This is a genomic window from Novosphingobium sp. 63-713, assembly GCF_001898925.1.
Lineage (GTDB): Bacteria > Pseudomonadota > Alphaproteobacteria > Sphingomonadales > Sphingomonadaceae > Novosphingobium.
The window spans coordinates 144,271-168,093 of the sequence record NZ_MKVS01000046.1 but is presented as its reverse complement, the minus strand read 5'-3'; the positions used below and the strand labels follow the sequence as shown (position 1 = coordinate 168,093).

24 protein-coding genes are annotated in these 23,823 nt (G+C 63.4%); 10 read left to right on the top strand and 14 right to left on the bottom strand.

The annotated features are described in order from the left end of the window. Positions 1-18: 18 nt before the first annotated feature. Both BGP00_RS18140 and BGP00_RS18135 read right to left on the bottom strand, forming a co-directional pair. The gene (locus tag BGP00_RS18140; RefSeq protein WP_292691385.1) at positions 19-1,605 is read right to left on the bottom strand and encodes an amidohydrolase; all 1,587 of its coding nucleotides are present in this window, start codon (positions 1,603-1,605) and stop codon (positions 19-21) included. Positions 1,606-1,623: 18 nt separating this feature from the next. Continuing rightward, the gene (locus BGP00_RS18135) at positions 1,624-4,641 is read right to left on the bottom strand and encodes a TonB-dependent receptor (protein ID WP_310014823.1); all 3,018 of its coding nucleotides are present in this window, start codon (positions 4,639-4,641) and stop codon (positions 1,624-1,626) included. On the opposite strand from BGP00_RS18135, the gene BGP00_RS18130 reads away from it, so the two are divergent. Continuing rightward, complete coding sequence (locus BGP00_RS18130; RefSeq protein ID WP_292691386.1) at positions 4,640-4,957, top strand: hypothetical protein; 318 nt, start codon at positions 4,640-4,642, stop codon at positions 4,955-4,957. The genes BGP00_RS18135 and BGP00_RS18130 overlap by 2 nt on opposite strands. Positions 4,958-5,031: 74 nt before the next feature. On the opposite strand, the gene BGP00_RS18125 is transcribed toward BGP00_RS18130, so the two are convergent. Further along, entirely contained in the window at positions 5,032-5,526 is a 495-nt protein-coding gene (locus BGP00_RS18125) for an Lrp/AsnC family transcriptional regulator (RefSeq protein WP_168605029.1), read from the bottom strand. Between the two features lie 171 nt (positions 5,527-5,697). Here BGP00_RS18125 and BGP00_RS18120 point away from each other — a divergent pair, with 171 nt between their 5' ends. After that, on the top strand, positions 5,698-8,130 hold the full coding sequence (locus BGP00_RS18120) for a zinc-dependent metalloprotease (RefSeq protein WP_292691389.1): 2,433 nt from the start codon (positions 5,698-5,700) through the stop codon (positions 8,128-8,130). Here the strand turns inward: BGP00_RS18120 and BGP00_RS18115 are convergent. Genes BGP00_RS18115 through BGP00_RS18105 form a run of 3 tightly spaced genes read right to left on the bottom strand, consistent with a single transcriptional unit; the run spans position 8,127 to position 10,356 of the window. Further along, the gene (locus BGP00_RS18115; RefSeq protein ID WP_292691391.1) at positions 8,127-8,996 is read right to left on the bottom strand and encodes a hypothetical protein; all 870 of its coding nucleotides are present in this window, start codon (positions 8,994-8,996) and stop codon (positions 8,127-8,129) included. The genes BGP00_RS18120 and BGP00_RS18115 overlap by 4 nt on opposite strands. After that, positions 8,993-9,649, bottom strand: a complete 657-nt coding sequence (locus BGP00_RS18110) for an N-6 DNA methylase (RefSeq protein WP_168605026.1) — start codon at positions 9,647-9,649, stop codon at positions 8,993-8,995. Before BGP00_RS18110 ends, BGP00_RS18115 begins: the two co-directional genes overlap by 4 nt. Further along, positions 9,649-10,356 carry an NAD-dependent deacylase gene (locus tag BGP00_RS18105; RefSeq protein ID WP_168605025.1) on the bottom strand — a complete coding sequence of 236 codons (708 nt, stop codon included), beginning with the start codon at positions 10,354-10,356 and terminating at the stop codon, positions 9,649-9,651. The genes BGP00_RS18110 and BGP00_RS18105 overlap by 1 nt, the downstream gene beginning before the upstream one ends. A gap of 180 nt (positions 10,357-10,536) precedes the next feature. Here BGP00_RS18105 and BGP00_RS18100 point away from each other — a divergent pair, with 180 nt between their 5' ends. The 4 genes from BGP00_RS18100 (at position 10,537) to nth (ending at position 13,430) form a co-directional block, all read left to right on the top strand. Next, entirely contained in the window at positions 10,537-10,806 is a 270-nt protein-coding gene (locus BGP00_RS18100) for a hypothetical protein (RefSeq protein WP_246870305.1), read from the top strand. 8 nt (positions 10,807-10,814) lie between these two features. Further along, entirely contained in the window at positions 10,815-11,702 is an 888-nt protein-coding gene (locus BGP00_RS18095; RefSeq protein ID WP_168605024.1) for a bestrophin family ion channel, read from the top strand. A 67-nt stretch (positions 11,703-11,769) separates the two neighbouring features. Continuing rightward, on the top strand, positions 11,770-12,498 hold the full coding sequence (gene dapB / locus BGP00_RS18090; protein ID WP_168605023.1) for a 4-hydroxy-tetrahydrodipicolinate reductase: 729 nt from the start codon (positions 11,770-11,772) through the stop codon (positions 12,496-12,498). A gap of 281 nt (positions 12,499-12,779) precedes the next feature. Beyond that, complete coding sequence (nth, locus tag BGP00_RS18085; protein WP_292691394.1) at positions 12,780-13,430, top strand: endonuclease III; 651 nt, start codon at positions 12,780-12,782, stop codon at positions 13,428-13,430. A 233-nt stretch (positions 13,431-13,663) separates the two neighbouring features. Here nth and BGP00_RS18080 read toward each other — a convergent pair whose 3' ends face one another. Beyond that, positions 13,664-14,971: a dicarboxylate/amino acid:cation symporter gene (locus tag BGP00_RS18080; RefSeq protein ID WP_292691396.1), complete on the bottom strand. Its 1,308-nt coding sequence runs from the start codon at positions 14,969-14,971 to the stop codon at positions 13,664-13,666. 73 nt (positions 14,972-15,044) lie between these two features. Continuing rightward, positions 15,045-16,199 (bottom strand): succinyl-diaminopimelate desuccinylase, encoded by a 1,155-nt coding sequence (gene dapE, locus BGP00_RS18075; RefSeq protein ID WP_292691641.1) that lies wholly within the window; start codon positions 16,197-16,199, stop codon positions 15,045-15,047. A gap of 99 nt (positions 16,200-16,298) precedes the next feature. Here dapE and BGP00_RS18070 point away from each other — a divergent pair, with 99 nt between their 5' ends. Both BGP00_RS18070 and BGP00_RS18065 read left to right on the top strand, forming a co-directional pair. Then, a complete protein-coding gene (locus BGP00_RS18070) occupies positions 16,299-16,748 on the top strand; it encodes a cupin domain-containing protein (protein ID WP_292691398.1) in 450 nt (149 codons plus the stop codon). Between the two features lie 21 nt (positions 16,749-16,769). Continuing rightward, complete coding sequence (locus BGP00_RS18065; protein WP_292691400.1) at positions 16,770-17,378, top strand: LysE family translocator; 609 nt, start codon at positions 16,770-16,772, stop codon at positions 17,376-17,378. On the opposite strand, the gene BGP00_RS18060 is transcribed toward BGP00_RS18065, so the two are convergent. The 6 genes from BGP00_RS18060 to rpmH form a co-directional block, all read right to left on the bottom strand. Next, positions 17,375-18,280, bottom strand: coding sequence for a S1/P1 nuclease (locus tag BGP00_RS18060; RefSeq protein ID WP_292925804.1), 906 nt, complete (start codon positions 18,278-18,280; stop codon positions 17,375-17,377). The two genes, BGP00_RS18065 and BGP00_RS18060, sit on opposite strands and share 4 nt — an antisense overlap. A gap of 96 nt (positions 18,281-18,376) precedes the next feature. Further along, positions 18,377-19,033 carry a ribosome biogenesis GTP-binding protein YihA/YsxC gene (yihA, locus tag BGP00_RS18055; protein WP_168605017.1) on the bottom strand — a complete coding sequence of 219 codons (657 nt, stop codon included), beginning with the start codon at positions 19,031-19,033 and terminating at the stop codon, positions 18,377-18,379. Beyond that, positions 19,030-20,787, bottom strand: coding sequence for a membrane protein insertase YidC (yidC, locus tag BGP00_RS18050; RefSeq protein WP_292691404.1), 1,758 nt, complete (start codon positions 20,785-20,787; stop codon positions 19,030-19,032). The genes yihA and yidC overlap by 4 nt, the downstream gene beginning before the upstream one ends. Before the next feature lie 36 nt (positions 20,788-20,823). After that, complete coding sequence (gene yidD, locus BGP00_RS18045; RefSeq protein WP_168605015.1) at positions 20,824-21,033, bottom strand: membrane protein insertion efficiency factor YidD; 210 nt, start codon at positions 21,031-21,033, stop codon at positions 20,824-20,826. Then, on the bottom strand, positions 21,030-21,458 hold the full coding sequence (gene rnpA, locus BGP00_RS18040) for a ribonuclease P protein component (RefSeq protein WP_292691643.1): 429 nt from the start codon (positions 21,456-21,458) through the stop codon (positions 21,030-21,032). Before rnpA ends, yidD begins: the two co-directional genes overlap by 4 nt. Before the next feature lie 173 nt (positions 21,459-21,631). After that, positions 21,632-21,766 (bottom strand): 50S ribosomal protein L34, encoded by a 135-nt coding sequence (gene rpmH, locus BGP00_RS18035; RefSeq protein WP_018075531.1) that lies wholly within the window; start codon positions 21,764-21,766, stop codon positions 21,632-21,634. A gap of 217 nt (positions 21,767-21,983) precedes the next feature. On the opposite strand from rpmH, the gene BGP00_RS18030 reads away from it, so the two are divergent. Continuing rightward, positions 21,984-23,492 (top strand): YifB family Mg chelatase-like AAA ATPase, encoded by a 1,509-nt coding sequence (locus tag BGP00_RS18030; protein WP_292691410.1) that lies wholly within the window; start codon positions 21,984-21,986, stop codon positions 23,490-23,492. Positions 23,493-23,596: 104 nt separating this feature from the next. After that, on the top strand, positions 23,597-23,821 hold the full coding sequence (locus BGP00_RS18025) for a hypothetical protein (RefSeq protein WP_292691412.1): 225 nt from the start codon (positions 23,597-23,599) through the stop codon (positions 23,819-23,821). Positions 23,822-23,823 lie beyond the last annotated feature (2 nt).

The following is a 23,823-nucleotide window of genomic DNA, read 5'->3' as shown; positions in this document are numbered from 1 at the left end:
TTTCACAAACTTACGTGCTTACGACTTGGGCGCCTCCAGCGTGGGATATTTGATCCCAAGCTGATCGAGGTAGGTCGGGTATTTCACCGCGTCGTAGTAATATTTCTCCATCTGGGGACGATATTCCTTCATCGTCTTCTCGTTCAGCCAGGTCGCCGCCTTCGGCCCCAGAATCGGATCATACTTGTCGGTTTTGAGCTGCACATCGGTGAAATAGGCCTTGGCGTCGGCCACCAGCTTGGGCGTGGTCATGACGTCCAGGATCGTCATGGCCAGCGCCTTGGCCCCGGCCTCGACGCCCTTATGCGCAATCGGCGTGGCCATCGCCATGGCCGAGAGCACATTGTGGCCGATCATGTTCGGGATATTGGCCGGATAGCGGATCGTGATGGTCGGCACGGTCCACATGATGTCGCCGATGTCATCCGATCCGCCGCCGATCGAACGCGGGCGGTTTTCGGGCGAGGAGAGTTCGCCCACCGTGTCGGACAAAGGCTTGACCGTGCGGTGGTTGATCGTCTGCACCGCCTTGGTGAAGGCCTGATCGTCGGCGGTCCACTTGGGCATGCCCACCGCCTTGATATTGGCATAGGCGGCCTCGGCCAGCGGCTTGTTGCCGAAATTGGGCGCGGCATAGCCAAGGATCTGCGAAGTCACCGTCGTGCCGGTCGCCTTGGCGGCGGCCTGCGCGATTTCATTGCCGGTGTTGTACAGGTTGCGCACCGCGCCAAAGCTGCGCTCGCGGAAATAGTACCAGACGCTGGCCTTGTCGGGCACCACGTTGGGCTGGCCGCCGCCATTGGTGATGACGTAATGCGAACGCTGGGTCACGGGCAGATGTTCGCGGCGAAAATTCCACGCGGCGTCCATGATTTCCACGCCGTCCAGCGCCGAGAAACCATCCCACGGATCGCCCGCAGCATGGGCGGTCTTGCCCTTGAACGTATATTCGACCGACACCATGCCGTTCATGCCCAGCTCGCCATAGGCGGTGCCGAAGTCGGAGCTGACATGGTTGAAGATGCAAAGGTCGACGCCCTTGAACATGCCTTCGCGCACATAATAGGCCTTGGTGGCCAGCAGTTCCTCGGCAATGCCGGGCCAGATCATCAGGCGGCCGGGGATGTGGTTCTTTTCCATCACCTGCTTGGCCGCAATCGCGGCGGCCACCACGAGCGGCATACCCGAATTATGGCCTTCGCCATGGCCCGGCGCGCCTTCGACCATCGGCTTGATATAGGGCAGGCCCGGCGTCTGCGAAGTGCCCAGCAGATTGTCCACGTCGCTGCCCAGCGCCAGCACAGGGCCACCCTCGCCCCATGTCGCGGTAAAGGCGGTGGGGATGCCCGCCACGCCCTTGGTCACCTTAAAGCCGTTCTTTTCCAGAATACCGGTCAGATATTCCATCGTGCGGAATTCCTGAAAACCGGGTTCAGCATAGCTGAACACGGTGTCCACCATCACCTGGATATCCTTCTTCTGCGCCTCGACCCCGGCCACGGCCTCGGCCTTCAGCTTGGGGCTGGCGGCGGCATGGGCTTGCGATCCGGCCATCAGCGCGGCGGTGGCCATCAGGGCCAGAGTGCTGCGTTTCACGAAATTCATGACTAATCCTTCTCCCAATCAGAAGCCGATTTTGGCCGAGATACGGAACGTGCGCCCCATCACATCGTAAATGCTGCGGTTGGTCTGGGCATAGGCCGGGACGTTGTTGCCGGTCGGGCCGTTGCCCACCAGCACCGGATCCTTGTCCAGCAGGTTGTTGACCACGAAGGTGAGCGACATATCCTTGACCCGCTCGCTCTTGATCTTGAACTGGACCGAGGCGTCCAGATAGCTGGTGCCCTTGATCTTATTGTTGTTGATCGTGCGATACTGATTCAGGTTCGACACGGTCGGGCACGAGCCGTTGCATTCGATATAATCGTTGCCGTAAACGCCGTCCGAGAAGCCGCGATAGACCAGATTGATGTTGGCCGCGCCCACTTCATAGAAAGCACTGATGCGATAGACCCAGCTGGGCGAGCTGTTGCTGCCCGAGAGGCTGCCGCCGTTGACGCCCGCATAGTCGACCGGGAAGATCTTGTTATCGACCACGTTGGCGATGTAATGCGTGGTCGTGCCGCGAATGGTCAGCGTGCCGGGCAGGTTGGCGCTGATCTTTGACAGCATCGTGCGATAGCTCGCATCAATGTCAAAACCCTTGGCGTGCTGGCTGGCAAAGTTGAACGGCTGGATAACGATGGACTGCAGGGTGGTGCCGTTGAAAACCACATTCGAGCAATAAGCCGTTTGTCCCTGATTGCAGAAATCGACCGTGTTCTGTGAAGTAATCGAACCAATCGAGTCCTTGATGTTGATGTCGTAATAATCAAAGCTGGCGGTGAAACCCGGGATGAAGGAGGGCGTCAACACCGCTCCCATAGTCCATGTATTGGCCTTTTCGGGCTTCAGGTTAACATTGCCAATCGTGCTTTCAACAAAGCCCGTGCTGCCTGCGGTTACGCCGGTGATCCCGGCAAAATCTTTGGTCAACACCACCGTATTGGTGCGCGCCGTTGGCGCGGCGAAGAGTTCGGACAGGTTGGGCGCGCGGATATCGCGCGAATAGGTGCCGCGCAGCTTGATCGAGGAATTGACCTGCCACGTCGCCCCGCCCTTATAGGTCAGCACGCTGCCGCTGGTCGAATAATCGGTGCCGCGCGCCGCAGCGTTGAGGTTAACGCCCGGCAGCACAGGCAGGTCGATTTCAACGAAGCCTTCCTTCACCGTATAGGCGCCGGTGTTGGGCAGATAATTGCCGTAAAGCCAGCGCGCCGTGGAGGTGCCATTGACGGTATTCTTGAGCGGCTGGAATTCGTCCGGCACATAGCCGCTGACGCTTTCACGCCGCCATTCGCCGCCCAGCGCGATGGCCGCGCTGCCGCCGGGCAGCTTGAACAGGTCGCCGCTGAGCGAGGCGGCCGCCACGTCCTGCTTCAAGGTCTGGTCGCGCCAGGGCTGGTTGCCATAGATATAGTTCAGCCCCGCCGCCGAAGGCCCGCTGGTGCCCAGACGGTTGATCGGCACGCAGCCGTCGCTGGGGTTCGTCAGGCTGGAGCGGCAGACAATCGTGCCCGCAGCCACGCCCAGCGCATTGCCCGCAGGCGCAAACACCGCATCCTGCGCCAGCGCCATGCGCTGCGTCTGCCACGTGTTGATCAGCTGTTCGTGGCTCTTGGTTTCGCCATGCTGGAAATAGGCGTCGAAATTCCATTCGCGCCCCAGCGCGTCAAACTTGCCCTTGGTGCCCACCACATAGCGATAGACGTCGCGCGTATTGTGGCTGCCGGGCACGGGATAGCCCGCATTGCTGGTGCCAATGGTGATCTTGTTGGCTTGGGAATTACCCAGCGCCGCCGCCACGGTGGGATAGAGCGATTGCAGATAGGCATTGTCGCCCGCGATGGTCACGCCCGTGCTGGGGGTCTGCTGATAATAACTTTCGCCAATATAGCGGTTCCAGCCAAACTGGGCGAAGACCTCGATGCGGCTGGTCAGATCATAGCCCACGCGGCCAAAGGCGCTGAAACGCGCTTCATCGGGCATCAGCGAATTGGTGCCGACATGGCCCGCCAGCGTGGTCTGGTAATCGCCGCCCACCATATAGCCCGAGTTGCTCTTCGCGCCGAAATTGAGCGTGCCGAGCTGGCCCGGCGCCATGAAATATTTGCCCACCAGCCCGCTGGCGCTGGACAGGGTGGTGCCGGTGATCAACCCGCCCGCCGTATAGCCCGAAGGCCCGATGCCCGCCCCGTTGATCCAGCTTGGCTGGCCCGCCGCCGTGTTGGGGTTGGCGATCATGAAATAGCCGTTGTTATTCCAGCTGCGCGCGATGGTGGCCACGCCGTCCTGCTTGGCATATTCGGCATTAAGCAGGACATGCATGCGGTCATCCAGCAGCGAGAAACCCGCCGAACCGCTGAGGCGATAGTTGCGCCCGTCGCCATAGGTGGTGATGCCCTGGTCGGCGGTGAGCTTGAAGCCCTTGTACTTCTTGTTCAGGATGAAGTTGACGACACCGCCCACCGCGTCCGAACCATATTGCGCCGATGCGCCGCCGGTCACGACCTCGACCCGCTCGACCAGATCTTGGGGCACGGTGTTGACATCGACCACGCCGTTGGTGGCGCTGGAGACCGAACGCTGACCATCGACCAGCACCAGCGTGCGCGAGGCGCCAAGGCCGCGCAGGTTGACGCTGTTGATCCCGGCCAGACCGTTCGACAGGCTGCCCGAGGAATTGGCCGAGGTGGAGCCCTGCGTCACGGCGGGCAACTGGTTGACGAAGTTCGACAGGTTGGCGGGCGCCTGCGCCTTGATGTCCGCCGAGGAGAGCACGGCGACAGGCGTGGGCGCGGCAAAGCCGTCCTTCACGATGCGCGTGCCGGTCACCACGATGTCGCTGGCGGGTTCGGCGGCGGGCTCGGCCGCTTCGGCGGGCGCCGGGGCCTCGGCGGCCACCGAGCCTGCCAGTGCAGGCGTGGCCACCATCATGGCCAGCACCGAAACGGCGGCTCCACCCAGCCATGCCCTGTGGCCCTGCAATGCAAAGCCGCCAGCCGACTGCGCCCATTCCCTCATCGTTCGATCAATCGCCATGAAAACCCCCTATTGGTTATCTGTTTATTCCCCGGCGATCCTGCTCCCATGCCGCGGCTGTCCGATTGCCTCGCGCCGCGCTTTTATGATGGGGCGATGGCGTCAGGCCGGTCCTGCGCCAATTCCCCCTTATTTCGGCCCGTTCAGCGGCCACCTGTTGAATATCCCAAAAGGGTGCGACCCCTTTTATCTCGCCATTGCCGCGCTGAAGCCCAACCTTCTTTTGCAACGCAGCAAATGCTACACGATAGTTTTCAATTTTTTCCGAGAAACATCGGCATATTTTCTACATATATTAGAGAATTTCGTATCATAATTGAATTATTACTTTGGATTCCCAATGCCGCTCGTCCGATCTTGCCCGAATTCAAAGCCGCCCGAATCGCCCCTTCACTTACCCCGCGCAAAGACCGCGGGCGGCACGTTGCGCTGGGTCACGCGGCGCATGACAAAGCTGGAGCGGATTTTCGCGACATGGGGCAGCGTGGCCAGTTCGCTGCGATAGATCCGGTCGTAATCCTCAAAGCTTTTGACATGGACCATCATCAGAAAGTCCGTGTCGCCCGAGACAAAGCTGCAGAAGGTGACCGAGGGACAGCGCACGACCGCCTCTTCAAATTCGGTCAGCACGGAATCGGCCTGCGATCGCAATTCGATGGCCACAATGACCACAATGCCAAGGCCGAGCATCGGCAGGTCAAGCTCGGCCGTATAGCCCTTGATCGCGCCCTGTTCCTCCAGCAGCTTGCGCCGCCGGGCCGCAGCCGTTGCGGAAAGATGCACTCTTTCGCCCAGCATCACGTCCGACATCCGGCCGTCTTCGACCAATGCGTTCATGATGCGAAAGTCTGTGGCATCAAATTCGGTGAGAGTGTTTTCCGTCACGCGGGCCCCTTGTTGCAACGGATTTCCGTCAAGAAGCAGGCAAAACTGCTCCGTATTTCGTCAGATAGAGTGCGACGACTGTGGTAGCTTTGGAAATACGTCAAACTGGCACCTTTGCCGTGAGGCATGGCTGGCTAGAACACGGCGATCTCAAGCGAAAAGGGGCATCACATGAAGCAGGCAAGGGGCCGGAAACTGGGCCAAAAGCTGGCAGGCGTGGCATTGATGGCGTTACTGGCGCCGCAATTGGCCATGGCCGATCCCGTTGGCGTGTCGAACACCAAGGACGGCGATCTGCTGCCCGTGCGGGTCGATGCCGATGCGGGCAAGATCCTGCTGACCCTGCCCAAAGCCGATGCCGAAGGGGTGATGGGCCGCTTCATCTATGCCACCGCCGTGCGCAGCGGACTTGGCTCGGCCCCGATCCGCATCGACCGGGGGATGCTGGGGCCAACCCAGATCCTCGCCTTCCGCCGCTTTGGGCGCAAGGTGGCCGTGGTCTATGAAAACCCCCGCTTTCGCGCCACCGGCGAGGCATCCGTACAATATGGCGCCAAGACCAGTTTCCCCTTCAGCACCGTTGCCATGCTCGACATCGTCTCCTCCGACGCCAAGGGCACGGTGGTGGACATCAGCCCTTTCCTGACCCGCGACACGATGCATCTGGCCGATGCGCTCAATCAGGAGGCCAAGGGGTTCCGTCTGGCGGATAATCTCTCCGCCGCCGACCCGACCTCGGTCAAGGTCTTCCCCGATAATATCGAGATGGAGGCGGTGCAGACCTTCGCCTCGGACACGCCGGGGCGCGAGGTGGGCAATATCGCCGCCGATCCGCGCCAGATCAGCTTCACCATCCGCCATTCGCTGATCCGTCTGCCCGGCCCCGGTTTTGCGGTGCGTAAATTCGACATCCGTTCGGGCAGCCATGGCACACAGGTCTATGACTTCGGCACACCGCTGGGCGACGATGTGCAGTACCAATTGGCCAACCATTTCCGGCTGGACAAGGTGGATCCGACGGCGGCCAAGTCGCGCGTCAAAAAGCCGATCACCTTCTATATCGACAATGCCGCGCCTGAACCGATTCGCGGCGCTCTGGCGCGCGGCGTGGCATGGTGGAATCAGGCGTTTGAAAGCGCGGGCTATATTGACGCCTTTCAGGTCAAGCCCCTCACCCCCGACATCGACCCGCAGGATGCGCGTTATTCCATCGTCAACTGGGGCGACCGCCTGACGCGCAGCTGGTCCTATGGCGGGGGCATCATCGACCCGCGCACCGGCGAGATCATCAAGGGCAATGTCGTGCTGGGCGCGCTGCGCGTGCGGCAGGATATGCAGATCTTCGAGGCGCTGGTGGGCGCGGCGCAGGACAATAGCGGCGGCCCCAACGATCCGGTCAAGGTCTCGCTTGATCGCATCAGCCAGTTGGGCGCGCATGAGGTGGGCCATGCCATCGGCTTTGTTCACAACTTTGCCGGATCGACGCAGGGCCGCACCTCGGTGATGGATTATCCCGGACCGCTGATCGGGCTGAAGGGCGGCAAGATCGACCTGTCCGACGCCTATGCCAAGGGCATCGGTTCGTGGGACAAATTCACCGTGCAATGGCTCTATGGCCAGCCCAAGCCCGGAACGGATGCCGACAAATGGGCCTTCGCGCTGGCGGACGCAGAGTTCGCCAAGGGCACGCGCTATATGACCGACATCGATGGTCGCGCCGACGATGGCCCCGCCCCGCATGACAGCATGTGGGACAATGGCGAGGACAAGCCCGAGGAACTGGCCCATATGCTGGCGGTGCGGCGCGTGGCGTTGAACAACTTTGGCCCCGGCGTGCTGCGCAAAGGCGAGGCTTTGTCCAACCTTCGGCGCAAATTCGTGCCGGTGTGGCTGCTGGCGCGTTATGAAGTGGCCGCGACCGGCAAATGGGTGGGCGGCGTCGATTATGCCTATGCCGTGGCCGGGGACGCCAACAAAGCAGCGCAACCCGTGACGCCGGCCAAGCAGCGCGCAGCTTTGGCGGCGATGCTCAAAACCCTCTCGCCCGCAGAACTGACCGTGCCGGATGCTTTGGTGGGCTGGCTGTCATCGGGCGTGAACGGGCGCAATGATGCGCAATTCGACACCGAGGTTTTCGACAATGCCGGGGCCGCCGCCTTCGATCCGCTGGTCGCCACCGATGTTGCCGCGCAGGTCACGCTTGACAGCCTGCTGGCCCCGACGCGCCTGACCCGCGTTCATCTGCAACAGGCGCGCGATCCGGGGCAACTGGGCCTTGCCGAAATGATCGACGCGCTGGGCGCGGCAACGTGGGAGCATAATGCCACGCCGGTCGAGCGGCGCATTGCCCTGCGCGCGCTGCTCTCGGCGGCGAGGGCGCGGCGGGATGCGGCAACGCCGGTCGATGTGGCCGCCCTGCTTCAGGAAAAGCTGGACGGGGCTGCCGCCAAGCTGGGCGAAGGCAGCGGCTGGGGCAAGACGGTGGCGGCGCTGCTGAAAAACGGCCCCGCGCTGGAGGCGGAAATCGGCAAGATGGGCCGCAAGGCACCCGCCATCCCGCCGGGTATGCCGATTGGCGGCGATACCGGCTGGTTTGACAACTAACCGCGACTGGCCACTTCCTCGGCCAGTTCATCAGCCTTCCGGCGCCGCGCCTCATCCTCGGGCGCGGCGTCGAGAAGCGCCAGATGCGCAGCCATTTCCGCCAGCAAAGCGCGATCCGCAAGGCGCAGATCGGGCACCATCAGACCTTTGAGATCGTTGGGCTCAAACTTGTTGAGACCCCCGCCATAGACCCGCCCATGCAGCCGCGAGGCCGCCCGCACCGAATCGCAATTGAGGCACAGCACCAGAGCCTGATGCAGCAACGGATCGTCCGAAAAGGGATAGATGCCGTGGAAGCAGGTCAGATTGCTCCACCCCGCCGCATTATGGATGAAGCGCAAGGCCCCCCGAGCGAAGACCGCGCCCCAGATCGGCGCCACGGCGCGCTGCTCCATCCCATACCAAGGCTGGCGATGGGCCAGGATATAGCGCGAGGGCAGCCCCTGCGCCTCCCCCTGCGCGACATAGGCGGCCTCGGCGGGCATCAGCGGATCGGAGAGGTTGAGCAGCAGCCCATCACCCCCACCTCGCCAGATCAGCCCCCGCACCGCCGTTGCCCGCCCGACACAGGGCAGGCAGCGCGCAGGGTCAATGCCCAGATCCGCCACCTTCTGCGCATTCAGCAGAAAGAACCCGTTGGCCCCCGTGGCGATCCCGCGCCGGAATTGCGCCAGTTGCGCCAGAGGCACAAACCCGGCCCGCGCCTCGCCGCGATGGCCTTGCAGCAAGGGCTCCCATTTATCCGTCCCGGCCAGTTCCGCCCGCGACAGTTCCACCCGCCGCGCCCCCGCCGCCAGTTCATCGAGCGAGGCGGGCCAATCGCCCTCTCCTTTCTCTGGCCCCCGCCAATCCCAGCCGGTAATCATGGCCGCTGCACCAACAGGATCGAAGCCGTGGTCAGCGCATCATCAAACACATCGGCACCCGAAAACAGCACCACCTGTTGCAAGCCCCCCGGCCCCAGCAGGAATTGTTTGAACCCGCGCGCGAAATTGGCCCCCATCCATTCGCCGGGGATCAGGAAAGCGCCCCGCCCGCCGCGCCGCAACTGACACGTCGCCTTGACCACGAAATCGACATAGAGATTGGCCGATTTGGGAAGGACATAGCCGGCCCGCGCGCCAATCTCCGCACGCAAGGGGCCATGATCGCGCAGTTCTCGATGGCGGATATAGGGCGGGTTCATCACCACGCCGTCATAGTGCTCCCACCCGGCGCGCAGGAAATCCTCATGCCGCACCTGCGCCCGTCCGGCATCGGCGGCGCGCAAGATTGCCTCGTCGCGCTCATAGGCCACCACCTGCGCATTCGGGCAACGCGCCTGCGCCGCGCGGGTCAGCACACCCGCCCCCATCGCGGGATCAAGGATCATGCGCGGCTGCGCCCCCGCCACCCAATCGGCCATCAGCGCGGCCAGACGCGGGGGTGTGAAAAATTGCCCCAAAGCCTTGCGATGATCGGGCGCCGCTTGGCCCGCATAATCAGCTTCCGCCCTGGCATCAGGGATAAGCGAGGCCATCAATCCGGCCCGACCAGTTCCTCCACCCACGCAGGCACAATATCGCCCGCCGGGCCAAGCCGCGTTTCATGGAACCATGCCGAACCCTGGCTGCGCTCCAGATTGAGTTCGAGGCAATGCGCGCCCATTTCCCGCGCCAGCCGGACAAAACCCGCCGCCGGATAGACCGCGCCCGAGGTGCCGATGGACACGAAAATATCGCAATCGCGCAGCGCATCATGGATCTCCTCCATGCGATAGGGCATCTCGCCAAACCACACGATATCGGGCCGCAGCGCCGCCGCCCCGCAGGACGGACATGGCGGCCCCTCGATCAGCGGGGCAGTCCAGCCCATCCGCGTGTCGCAGGCGGTACACCATGCCGATAGATGCTCGCCATGCATATGGATCAGGTTTTTCGAGCCTGCCCGATCATGCAGGTCATCGACATTCTGCGTCACCAGCGTGACCGTGCCGCCATCCCATTCCCGCTCCAGTCGGGCCAGCGCGTAATGGGCAGCATTGGGAGCCTTGGTCTGGATCGCGGCGCGGCGCATGTCGTAAAAACGCTGAACCAGCGCGGGATCGCGTTCAAAAGCTTCGGGCGTGGCGACATCCTCGACGCGGTGCTGTTCCCACAAACCGCCGCCATCGCGGAATGTGTCGATCCCGCTTTCCGCGCTGCATCCCGCCCCGGTCAGGATCACGATATTGCCTGTCATTTCCATGCCTTTCCTATGCCCGAAAGCGCGGCCAAGGCCAAGCCGCCGATCGATCCGCCGCTTATGACGCACCGCACAACGAAATGCCGCATCGCAGCAAAGATTTGTAACGAAACGGCCATTCAACAGAGAGGCTGACCGCCCAGATTGTCATTCTGATCAATGCTTTCAATCATGGAGCCAGCCATGCCCTCGCCCAATCCCTTTCGCCGCTTTCAGCCGCGCACGCCCCCCGGCCCGCGCCCGATCCGCCACCGGCCGCTCAATTCCGCCCTGCCCACCACACCGGGCAAGCCGCGCAACCAGTTTCGCGGGCGGTTTGAACTGGTCGCCTTTTGTTTGGCGCTGCTCATATTTATGATAGCCATCGGACGGCCCGAATGGTTCGAACTGCGCCCGGCTTCGGGCTCTTCGCTTGCCCTGTATCACGCCGCCCAGACCAATTCAGGACACTGAACCAACCCATGATCATCCACACACCCCATACCCTTCGCAGCATCGCCCGGTCGATCAAGACCCCGCTGGTGCTGTTGTTCATCTGGGATGTGATCGTCACGATCACCTATTATGTGGTGCCCTTTCCCGCGCCCGGCCTGCCGCTCACGCTGTTCGGCAGCGTTCTGGCGCTGATCCTGGGTTTTCGCTCCACCTCGGCCTATCAGCGCTGGTGGGAAGGGCGCGGGCTGTGGGGGCTGATGATTAATGCCAGCCGGAATCTGGCGCGTGCGTCGCGCAATTTCATGACCGGGGCGGACGGACAGGCCATGGCGCGCGCCATCGTGCTGCGCCAGATCGCCTATGTGAACGCGCTGCGCTGCCAATTGCGCCGCCTGCCGCTGGAAGGCGATGCGCTGCCCTATATCCCCGCGGCCGAGGCCAAGGCGGCCCAGACGCGCACCAACACCGCCAATGCCCTGCTGGACGCCACCGGCGCCCAGGTGGCGCAGGCGCGAGCGCAGGGCATCATCGATTCGATCCAGCAGACCCAGATCGAGAGGGTTCTGGTCGATATCGCCAATGCGCAGGGCGGGATGGAGCGGTTGAAGAACACGCCCCTGCCTGCGCAGTTCCGGCTGTTCCCAACCTATTTCACCCATCTGTTCTGCGTCCTGCTGCCCTTTGGTCTGGTCGAGGCGCTAGGACCGGCCACACCGCTGGGCTCGACCGTGGCGGGGATGATGTTCATGGCGGTGCTGGCGATCGGCGATGATCTGGTCGATCCCTTTGCCAATACACGCCACGATCTGCCGCTCGACACGATGTGCCGCACCATCGAGATCGACCTGCTGCAGGGCTTGGGCGAAAGCGCGCCCGCGCCGGTGGTCGTGGATGCCGAAGGCGTACTTTGGTAATTGCGATTTGGGGAATTGCGATTCTGGCGCGCCTCGCCCATGAAGCGCGCCGAAAGGAATTTACCCCATGACCAGACTGGGAATTATCGGCAGCGGCGGACGTATGGGCCGCGCCATCGCGCAGGCCATTGCCGATGCCGGACATGAACTGGCGGGCGGCGTGGACCGGGATGAGGATGTCGGCCCGCTGGCCGCCGCATCGGATGTGCTGATCGACTTTTCCTCGCCCTCCGCGCTCGAAGGCAATCTGGATGCGGCCATCGCGGCGGGCGTGCCGATCCTTGTGGGCACCACCGGCCTTGAGGAACGCCACCACTGGCTGCTGGATCAGGCCGCCGACAAAATCGCCGTGCTGCAGACCGGCAATACCTCGCTGGGCGTCAACATGCTGGCCTTCCTTGTCGAGGAAGCGGCCAAGCGGCTGGGTGAGGACTGGGACATCGAGATCGTTGAAACCCACCACCGGATGAAGGTGGACGCACCCTCGGGCACAGCGCTCCTGCTGGGCGAAGCGGCGGCGCGCGGGCGCGAGGTCGGCCTGTCCAATGTTTCCGTGCGCGGGCGCGACGGCATCACCGGCGCGCGCGAATCCGGCACAATTGGCTTTGCAGCTTTGCGCGGGGGCAGCGTGGCCGGGGATCACACTGTCCATTTTCTGGCCGATAACGAGCGCCTGTCGCTGAGCCATATTGCCGAAAATCGCGGGATCTTTGCGCGAGGGGCCGTCAAGGGGGCGCTCTGGCTGGCCGGGCGGCCTGCGGGGCGGTATGGGATGCGGGAAGTGTTGGGGTTGTGAGGTTTTAAATGCCTCCGGCGGGCCAAGGGACTCGTCCCTTGGCAATCCCGGTAATGTCTTTGTTGCGCATAGGGTTCGGCGTTGAGTGTCGGACGCAGCGTTTGAATTTTAAAGCCCGCGGCGCTTTTGGCGCAAGTTCGCCGCGCCGCAGGCTTTATTATCCATCCCACCCTCGCAAACCACTCACCACCCCATAATGGGATTGCAAAGGGACGAGTCCCTTTGCCCGCCGGAGGCAAACCTTCTTGCCCCTCGCCCCCATCCAAGCCATACCCGCGCGCATGAAATCCGCCGACATCTTCGAATTCTACCGCCGCCTTGCCGAGGCCAATCCGGACCCGCAGACGGAGCTGGAGTTTGGCAATACGTATCAGTTGCTGGTGGCCGTGACGCTGTCCGCGCAGGCGACCGATGTGGGCGTGAACAAGGCGACGCGGGCGCTGTTCGAGATCGTCAAGACACCGCAGGATATGCTGAATTTGGGCGAAGAGGGGCTGAAGGACCACATCAAGACCATCGGCCTGTTCAATTCCAAGGCGAAGAACGTGATGGCCATGGCCGAGATCCTCGTGCGAGAGCATGGGGGCGAGGTGCCTGCCGACCGCGATGAACTGGTCAAGCTGCCCGGCGTGGGGCGCAAGACGGCCAATGTGGTGCTCAACTGCGCCTTTGGGGCCGAAACCTTTGCGGTGGACACGCATATTTTCCGCGTGGGCAACCGCACCGGGTTGGCCAAGGGCAAGAACGTGGACGCGGTCGAGCGCAGCCTTGAAAAGAAGACCCCCAAGCCTTTCCGCGTGGGCGCGCATCACTGGCTGATCCTCCACGGGCGATACATCTGCAAGGCGCGGACGCCGGAATGCTGGCGCTGTCCGGTGGTGGATCTGTGCGGGTATAAGGATAAGGTTTTGGAGAAGAAGGCGAAGAAGTAGGTGATGCGAGGGACTCGTCCCTCGCGCTCCCGTCACTGTCTGCGTTGCGCGATAGGTTCAGCCTCACGTGTCGGACGCAGCGTTGAAATAATAAAGCCTACGGCGCAATCCAGCACGAGGCCAATGCGCCGCAGGCTATAAATTCACCCCAACCTATCCGGCCCGACACCCCATTAACGGGATTGCAAAGGGACGAGTCCCTTTGCCCGCCGGAGGCAAACTCCCCTTAAACCTTAATGCCCCTGATCCAGATGCAACCCCTTTCGCCCATGCTCGGCCGTATCATGCGGCGCCTCGGGCAACGGCGCATCGGGGTCCAGCGGCGGCTGCAACATGCCCTCTGCGCGGCAGACCACGGCGGTGGCGACGGCATTGCCGAAAACGCTGGTGCCCGAACGGCCCATATCCAGGAACGTGTCGATGCCCAGCAGCAGCGCGACGCCTTCGACCGGCACGTGGAACTGGTTGAGCGTGGCGGCGATGACGACGAGGCTGGCGCGCGGCACGCCCGCGATGCCCTTGGACGAGACCATCAGCGTCAGGAGCATCAGGATCTGCTGCTGAAAGCTGAGATGGATGCCATAAGCCTGCGCGATGAAGAGCGAAGCGAAGCTGGTGTACATCATCGAGCCATCGAGGTTGAACGCATAGCCCAGCGGCAGCACGAAGCCCGATACGCGGCGCGGCACGCCAAAGCGATCGAGCGCCTCGAACATGCGCGGCAAGGATGCATCGCTGGTCGCGGTCGAGAAGGTGATCAGCACCGGCTCGCGCACATAGCGCATCAGCAGGAAGATCTTCTTGCCCAGAAACAGGCTGCCCGCCGCGATCAGGATGATCCACAATATCGCCAGACCCGCATAGAATTCACCCGCCAGCACGCCATAGGTGGCGATGATGCCCAGCCCCTTTTGCGCCACGATCGAGGCAGCCGCGCCAAACACCGCGATGGGCGAGACGCTCATCACATAGCCGGTGACTTGCAGCATCATCTGCACCACCGCCTCGGCGAATTCGACGATGATCCGCCCCTTTTCGCCAATCGCGCTGAGCGCCACGCCACAGAACACCGAGAAAAGCAGGATCTGCAGCACATTGTTGGTGGCCATCGCCTCCAGCGCGCTGGTCGGGAAGATTTCCAGCACGAAGTGGCGGACGGTCAGTTCCTTGGTGGCCAGATCGACCCCCGAACTGGCCACGGCATTGACGCCCACGCCCGGCTGCCACCAATTGACCAGCACCATGCCCAGCAGCAGCGAGACGAAGCTGGCCGAGATGAACCAGGCCATCGCCTTGGCGCCGATACGGCCCAGCGCGGTCGAATCGCCCATGCCCGCAATGCCGGTGATGATCGTCGATGCGATCAGCGGCGCGATGATCATCTTGATCAGATGCAGGAACACATCGGGCAGCAGCTTGAGATAATCGGACCATGCCGCCAGCAAGGGATCGGCCGGATCATAGGACGAATGCAGGACATAGCCCAAGCCTATGCCCAGAATCAGGCCCAGAATCAGGAATTGCGTCAGACGCTGGCGCATCTTGGAAAAACTCCGAAAGAAAAAATCCGGCTACCAATCACCGCTCATGCGGGCAATTGGGCCGGATAGCGTATCAGGCGCGTTTGAGACCGGCCAGCACGATGCGGGCATAGATCCGCGAAAGCGTTTCCAGATCGGGAATCGCGACCGCCTCGTCCTTCTTGTGCATCGTGGCGTTGCACAGGCCAAATTCGATGACCGGGGCCAAGGCTTTGAGGAAGCGCGCATCCGATGTGCCGCCGCTGGTGGAAATTTCGGTGTCCAGCCCGGTTTCGGCGCGGATCGCATCGACCACGATGGCGGAAAATTCACCCGGCGGGGTCAGGAAAGCCTCGCCCGAGATCACCGGACGCACGCTTGCCCCATGCTTGGCCCCGATCTCGCGCACCAGCTTTGACAGGCTCTCGCCCGTGTGCAGATCGTTGAAACGGATCGAGATGCGCGCACCGGCCTTTTGCGGGATGACATTGGTGGCCGGATTGCCGCAGGAGATGTCGGTCACCTCCAGATTGCTGGGCTGGAACCAGTCGGTTCCCTCGTCCAGCTTAATAGCCTTCAGTTCCGACAGCATCGCCACCAGCCGGGTGATCGGATTATCGGCCAGATGCGGATAGGCGACATGGCCTTGGCTGCCCTCAACCTCGATCCACATATTGACGCTGCCGCGCCGCCCGACCTTGATCATGTCGCCAAGGCGGTTGACGCTGGTGGGTTCGCCCACAAGGATCAGGTCGGGGTCGATCCCGGTCTCGCGCATATGCTCGATGATCTTGACTGTGCCGAAGGTCGCCGCGCCTTCCTCATCGCCGGTGATGATCAGGCTGATCGTGCCCTCCTCGCGCGGAATATCGCGCAGGGCGGCAACAAAGGCGGCAACCGAGCCCTTCATATCCACCGCGCCGCGACCATAGAGCAATTCGCCCCGGCGTTCGGGCGCAAAGGGCGCGCTGCTCCACCCCTCGCCGGGGGGGACTACATCGACATGGCCCGCATAGGCGAAATGGCGGCTGCCCTGCGGCCCCTGGCGGATGGCAAAGAGGTTTTCCACCGGCCCGTCGGGCGCCTCGCCCACCACGGCGCGGTGGATGACAAAGCCCAGCGGAACCAGCATTTCCTCAAGGCAATCGAACACCAGCCCTGTTGCGGGCGTCACGCTGGGGCAGGCAATCAGGGCCTCGGCCAATTCGGCCACACCGGCGCCGGGCCGGACCAACTCGCTCTTCACCATGTCATTCATGCCCCTCGCCTAGCAAATGCAGGGCCAAGGGCAAGCGGAGTTTGGACCATCCCGCTTGCCGCCAACCGCCGCCCGCCCTATCCTGCGCCGATGCCAAAGATCGACCTCGCCTCGCTCGCCCATACCAACGGCACCGGCTATCCGCCCGAACATGCAGGGCCCGTTGCCGGGCGCTGGTACAGCCGCCTTGCCCCGCTCTCAGGCTTCGCCCATCTGGGGGCCAGCCATGTCGTGCTGAAACCGGGCGCCTGGTCATCCCAGCGCCACTGGCACGATGGCGAGGACGAGATGGTGGTGATGCTGAGCGGCGAGGCGGTGCTGGTCGAGGATGGCACGCGCAGCGTGATGCGGGCGGGCGATATGGCGGTCTTTCCGGCGGGCGTGGCCAATGGCCATCATCTGATCAATGAAAGCGGCGAGGATTGCACCTTCCTCGCCCTTTCGGCAGGCCCGCGCACATCGGGCGGCTACAGCGACATCGACATGATCTTCGAAGGCGACCGCTTTCTCCACCGCGACGGTACGCCCTTTGCGGATTGATGCGCGGCGCGGGGCAAGGCCATGACGATCAACTGGTTTGAATTTGCCCTTGCCGTGCTGGTGATCGAGCTGACGCCGGGGCCGAATATGGCATGGCTCGCCGCGCTCAGTCTGGCCGAGGGGCGGCGTGCGGGATTGGTGGCCACCGCCGGGATCGGGATCGGACTGGCGCTCAATGCGATGCTGGCCGCGCTGGGGCTGGTCGAATTGCTCAGCGTACGGCCCGGATTGCTGTCGGGGCTGCGCTGGGCCGGGGTGGCGTTGATGCTCTGGCTGGCATGGCAGGCGTGGCGCGAGGCCGACATCGCCCCCGGTGCGCCGCAACCGGGCGGCATCGGGCGCCATTTCGCCTCGGGCCTGCTGGTCAATCTGTTCAACCCCAAGGCGCTGCTGTTCTTTGTCGTGGTGGTGCCGCCTTTCCTTGGCGGCGCGGCGCCCACCATCCCGCAGGCCATGGGCTTTGCCGCGATCAGCGTGGGTCTTGCCACGGCCGTCCATCTGGCCATCGTGGCGGGCGGGGCCAGAGCGCATGGCCTAATCAGCAACCCGCGCCGGATGGTTCGCATCCGGCGCGTGATGGCGCTGATTATGCTGGGCATTGCACTCTGGCTGGCCAGTTCGGCGCTTTAGCCGCCCAGCGTTTCGTCCAGCACCTTGGCCAGACGCAGCCCGCCCTGCAGCAGGCGCTGGCTGACGATGGGAATGTCCTGCGCGATGGCGGCATCGCTGATGGTCACATCCTTCGCGGTCTTTTCCTCGGCGCTCACCACATGGCCGAAGGCCTGCGGATAGACCGTGTCATGGGCGATCTGCCAGCTTTCCTGCGCCCAGTCGGCAATGCCGCCCGTGGCGATTTTGGCGCGATCGGCGACCGAATAGGCGCGCACCTCGGGTAGCTTGCCCGCTTTCTGCGCGCGGATAACCAGGAAATTGTCCCACATCCAATGCAGATTGAGCGTACCGGCCTTGGGGTTCACCACTGTGGGCGGGGTGGTGTTGATGATATAGGGTTCGCCCGGCAGATTGGTGACCGTCACGCCATTGCCGCCCGCGTCATGGTCATGTTCGGCAGCGTGGAGCGGCTGATGCAGGTCGCCCACGATATGGCTGAGAAAAGCGAGCGCTTCGAGGCGCTGGGCCACCGGCAGGCTCTTGTCGGCCAGAATGCGCTCAAAGCGGGTGATCTGGAACGTCGCGCACTGGCCGCCGCTGCAATTGGCCTTCATGTCAAAGGCGGGCGCGGTGATGTCGCCATCATGGTAATGCCAGGGGAATGTATGCCCCCAGCGCCAGCTTTCGCTGCGCAGGCAGTCGGGCCATGTCGCCGCATCGCCCAGCGAATGGACCGGGCATTGGGCCGTGCCCAGCCCTTCCTGCGCCGTCAGCAGCGCGTCGATCGCCGCCTTGGTCTTGGGCGAAACATTGGCCAGCGCGATATTGGCGATCGTGCGATGGCCCAAATCGCCCCATGCCAGAGCCGGGGTCGACACGGACAGGCCCAGCGCCGCCACACCGGCGGCCAGCAGCTTCAAACTTTTGCGAAACTTTTTGCGAGACATGGGGGTAAGCGACCTCACTCGAGACAAACTTACCCCGATGTTAGCGGCGGAATATGACAGACGTAAAGCTTAAAGCTCGGCATCCCCCAACACCGCCGCGCGGATCTCGGCAATGCCCATCCCCGTCTCGCTGCTGGTGATCATCACTTCGGGATAGGCGGCCGAATGTTTGCGCGCCTCGGCCATCACCTTGGCATGGACCTCGTCCAGTTCGCTGGCCTTGACCTTGTCCGCCTTGGTCAGCACCAGGCGATAGCCCACCGCCGCCCCGTCCAGCATTTCCATCATCTCAAGGTCGGGCGGCTTCACGCCATGGCGGCTGTCGATCAGCACCAGCGTGCGCTTCAACACCACCCGCCCGCGCAGGAAATCGCGGACCAGCTTCTTCCACTGCTCCACCACCTTGGGCGGGGCCTTGGCAAAGCCATAGCCGGGCATGTCGACCAGACGGAAATCGGGGATTTCGCCCGCAACCCCGCCCACGTCGAAAAAGTTCAGCTCCTGCGTGCGCCCCGGCGTCACCGAGGTGCGGGCCAGCGCCTTGCGCCCGGTGATGGCGTTCAAGAGCGAGCTTTTGCCCACATTCGAACGCCCCGACAGCGCGATTTCCGGCACCACCGGATCGGGCAGGAATTTCAGCGCGGGCGCGGACAGCAAAAAGTCCACGCGCCCGGAAAACACTTTCCGGGCGCGCTCGATCAGTTCAAGATTGTTGTCTTCGTTCACTTTTTCTTATGCGCCGCCGCTTCGACGATGGCGCGCTCCTTATCGACATTCTTCTTCAAGTCAGGATGCCGTGCATACAGATACTTCTGCTGAGCAATGGTCAGAAGGTTCGAGGTGATCCAGTAAACCAGCAGGCCCGAGGCAAAGGGCGCCATGATGAACATCATCATCCACGGCATGATGCCCATCACCTGCTGCTGAGCAGGATCGGGGGCGGCCGGTTGCAGCTTGAACTGAAGCCACATGGTGATGCCCAGAATGACCGCCAGCACGCCGATCGCCAGGAAGCTGGGCGGATCGAAGGGCAGCAGGCCGAACAAGTTGAGGATATGCTTGGGGTCCGGCGCCGAAAGGTCATGGATCCACAGCGCGAAAGGCTGGTGACGCATGTCGATCGACACCATCAGCACCTTATACAGCGCAAAGAACACCGGGATCTGAAGGAAGATCGGCAGACAGCCCGCCAGCGGATTCACACCCTCTTCCTTGTAGAGCTTGAGCGTCTCTTCCTGCAGCTTGGCCTTGTCGTCCTTATAGCGTTCCTGCAGCGCCTTCATCTTGGGCTGGATCGCCTTCATCGCGGCCATGCTCGAGAACTGGCGCTGGGCCACCGGGAACATGATGCCGCGCACGATGACCGTCAGCAGGATGATCGCCACGCCGAAATTGCCGACGAATTTGAACAGCGAACGCAGCAGCCAGAAGATCGGCTTTTCAAACCAGCGGAACCAGCCCCAGTCGATGGCGAGGCTGAAGCGGGTCACGCCCTGCGCCTCATACTTGTCGAGCAGCAGGCTTTCCTTGGCGCCCGCAAACAGGCGGGTCGCACGCAGCGCGGTCTGGCCGGGGGCCACCACCTGCGGCTGATAGATGAGGTCAGCGCGGAAAAGCTGGTTGCCAAGGCTGCGGTAATCGCCCGTGGCGGGCACCGCATCAGGCACCAGCACGCTCATCCAATAGATGTCGGTAAAGCCGATCCAGTTGGTCTTGCCATCAGGATTGACCTGACCCTTTTCGGCGACATCCTTGTAATTGACGCCAAAGTTCACCGCTTCATCATAGGCGCCGAAAGGCCCCGAATGGATGTTCCACGAATCGACGCTGGCGGTCTTTTCGGTGCGGCGAATGAGGCCAAAGGGCTGCACGCTGATCGGCGCCGGACCGGCGTTCTGCACGGCCTGCTTGGCGGTGATCATGTAATCATTGTCGATGGCAAAGGTGATGGTGAAGGTCTGGCCCGTGGTGTTGGCCCAGCTCAGCGTCACCGGAGTCTGCGGCGTCAGCTTGGCACCGGCAGGCGCGGCCCAGACGGTCGTGCCATTGGGCGTCGCCACGCCCTGACCGACCCAGCCAAGCTGCGCGAAATGTTCGGCGGGCGTACCGGCGGGGCTGAACAGGCGAACCGGCGCGCTGTCCTTGTCGATGGTCTGCTTGTGGCGGTTGATCGACAGGTCATCGACCACCGCGCCCACCAGATTGATCGAGCCCGACAGGCCCGGCGCTTCCACCTTCACCCGGCCACCGGCGTTAAGATCCGCGTTGAGCGCCTTGGCCTCAATCGCCTGATCCACCACGCTGCCGAGGCCGCCTTCGCGGGTCGGCTTGGCGCTGGCCGCGGGGGTCGGCGCGGCTGAGGCCGCGACGGCGGGCTTCTTGCCCATGTCGGGATAGAAATAGCGCAGGCCCGCATCCCAGCCGAACAGCAACAGCCCGGTCAGCAGCATGGCAATAATCAGATTGCGCTGGTTACTCACGCATATTTCCCCAATACATTGGTCAAAATTACAGGTTCACGGGACCGGGTCATAGCCATGACCGCCCCATGGATGGCAGCGCAATAGACGCTTCACCGTCAACCATCCACCCTTAATCGCGCCATGTTTCTGCAAGGCCTCGATCGCATAGGCCGAACAGGACGGCGAGTAGCGGCAGGTGGGCGGCATCATGGCCGATGGCCCCCATTGCCACAGGCGGGCGATGAAGATCAGCACATATTTCACGTTTGGGGAGCCTGGGGAGCAGGGCGCGGGCCTTTACCGCGGCCATGGTGAGGCTTGCCGCCTCCCCTGCCGCCTTTGGCCCCGCGCGGCGCATCGCCCTTGCCCGATCTGGCGCGATCCAGCGCGATCAGCAATTCCTTGCGCAGCAGCGCGAAGTCGCGTTCCACCCCGCCCTCGCGGCCGATCAGCACATGGTCATGCCCCGCCAGCCCATGTTCGGGCAGGAGTTCACGCGCCAGCGCACGAAACCGGCGCTTCATCCGGTTGCGCACCACGGCATTGCCGATCTTTTTGGTAACGGTGATGCCAAAACGGCGAATATCGCCCGCATCGGCCGCGCCATGCGGCAGGACCAGCAGCACAAAACCGGGCCGCGCCACACGCAGCCCCTTGTTCGCGGCCAGAAAATCGGAACGCTTGGTCATGATGCGCAGCTTGGGCGCCACGCCACGCCCTTCCGGAAACGCACAATGGGCCGAAGGCAAGGCCTCCGACCCTATTGCGTCATCTGTCACGATGTTTTCGCCTGCCACCGATCAGCCCCGGCGCTCAAGCGAACCGGCCCGGCGCGGGGATTGCTCCCCACCGGGCCAGATCATCAGGCCGACAGATTCTTGCGGCCGCGCGCACGACGGGCGCGCAGCACCTTGCGGCCGCCGACCGTGGCGGTGCGGGCGCGGAAGCCGTGACGGCGGGCGCGGACAAGCCGGCTGGGCTGGAAAGTGCGCTTCATGGTCTAAACCCTCAAACAATGCTCGGCGCTGTGCAGCGCGGATAAAAACGGCCACCCCCTCGATAGCGAAGAGGCGTGAAGCGGCGCCACTATGGGAAGTGGGCCGCTGAGTCAAGGGATTCGGCACAGCGGAATCGACCGCGTGCTTTTCCCCTCGACAAGACTGACTTTACGCACAAATACTTGGATAGGGGAAGTTCAGACGGGGAATTTGCACATGGTCGCGCTGGTCCGGACGGTGGCCTATCTGGGGCTGGAGGCGCGCGCCGTCGAGGTGCAATGCCAATTGGCCCCCGGACTGCCGGGCTTTACCGTGGTCGGCCTGCCCGACAAGGCGGTGAATGAGAGCCGTCAGCGGGTTCAGGCGGCGCTGACCGCGATGGGGTTGGCATTGCCGCCCAAGCGGATCACCATCAACATGTCGCCCGCCGATCTGCCCAAGGAAGGATCGCATTACGACCTGCCCGTCGCGCTGGCGCTGCTGGCCGCGATGGGGGTGATCGATGCCGAGCAGATGGGCGATTTTGTGGCGGTGGGCGAATTGTCGCTCGATGGGCGGATCGTCGGCTCGCCCGGCGTCCTGCTGGCCGCGCTCCATGCCAGCGAGCGCGAATTGGGCCTGATCTGTCCCGCCGCGCAAGGCTCCGAGGCAAGCTGGGCCGCAGGCGTTCCTGTGGTCGCCGCGCCCGATCTGGCCAGCCTGCTGGCCCATCTCAAAGGCGCGCAGGCGCTCTCGCCCCCCGCGCCCGGCCAGAGCGCGCCCGCCATGCCGGGGCCGGATCTGCGTCAGGTCAAAGGGCAGGAAACGGCCCGGCGCGCGCTGGAGATCGCGGCGGCGGGCGGACACAATCTGCTGATGATCGGCCCGCCCGGTGCGGGCAAATCGCTGATGGCCTCCTGCCTGCCCGGCATCTTGCCCGAACTGACGCCTGCCGAGGCGCTCGAAGTCTCGATGATCGCCTCGGTCGCCGGAACGCTGGAGGGCGGACGAATCAGCCGCGCCCGACCCTTCCGCAGCCCTCACCATTCGGCCAGCATGGCGGCGATGACCGGCGGCGGATTGCGCGTGCGCCCTGGCGAAGTGTCGATGGCGCATCTGGGCGTGCTGTTCCTTGACGAACTGCCCGAATTCCAGCGCGGCGTGCTCGATTCGCTGCGCCAGCCGCTGGAGACCGGCGAAGTCACCGTGGCGCGCGCCAATGCCCATGTCACCTTTCCCGCGCGGGTTCAGCTGATCGCGGCGATGAACCCATGCCGCTGCGGCCATCTGGGCGATGCGGGGCTGGCCTGTTCGCGCGCGCCGCGCTGCGCCGGGGATTATCAGAGCAAGGTTTCCGGCCCGCTGCTCGACCGCATCGACCTACATGTCGAGGTCGAGGCGGTGCGCGCCTTCGATCTGGCGCTGCCCTCGACCGCCGAAAGCAGTGCGCAGGTGGCCGCCCGTGTGGCCACCGCGCGCGGGGTTCAGACCGAGCGGCTCTGCGGCACGAGGATGCGCAACAACGCCGATCTGGATGGCGAATCGCTCGACCGCTTTGCCACGCCCGATGGCGAGGGCATGAAATTGCTGATTCGCGCCGCCGAGGCGATGAACCTGACCGCGCGCGGCTATACGCGCATCCGCCGCGTGGCGCGCACCATCGCCGATCTGGCGGGCGCGCAGACCGTATCGCGCGCGCATGTGGCCGAAGCCCTGTCCTATCGCCGCCAGCCGCCCCGCGCATAAGCGTTTAGCATTAACGGACGGTTCACCCTTTGGAGAGGTTGCAGGCCCGCCATCACCCCACTAATGTCGAAATATTGGCCGTTTGGGGAAAGTCTGTCGAAAATATGAAACTATTTGGTTTGCTTCGATGTTTTTTCATGCCGCACGCCCCGAATCGCCGCAAGGTTCGCCGCTCGGCCACAGATCACTACGTCGGCCATTGCATACATTGCGCCGCCCCGATCAAACGGATCAAGCGCGACCAGTGGGTGCGCGACTGGGCGCGCACCTTCGGCTTTGGCGGAAAGTCGTCCAGCATCGCCGGCGACATCGCCGTCGACGAGGATTGATC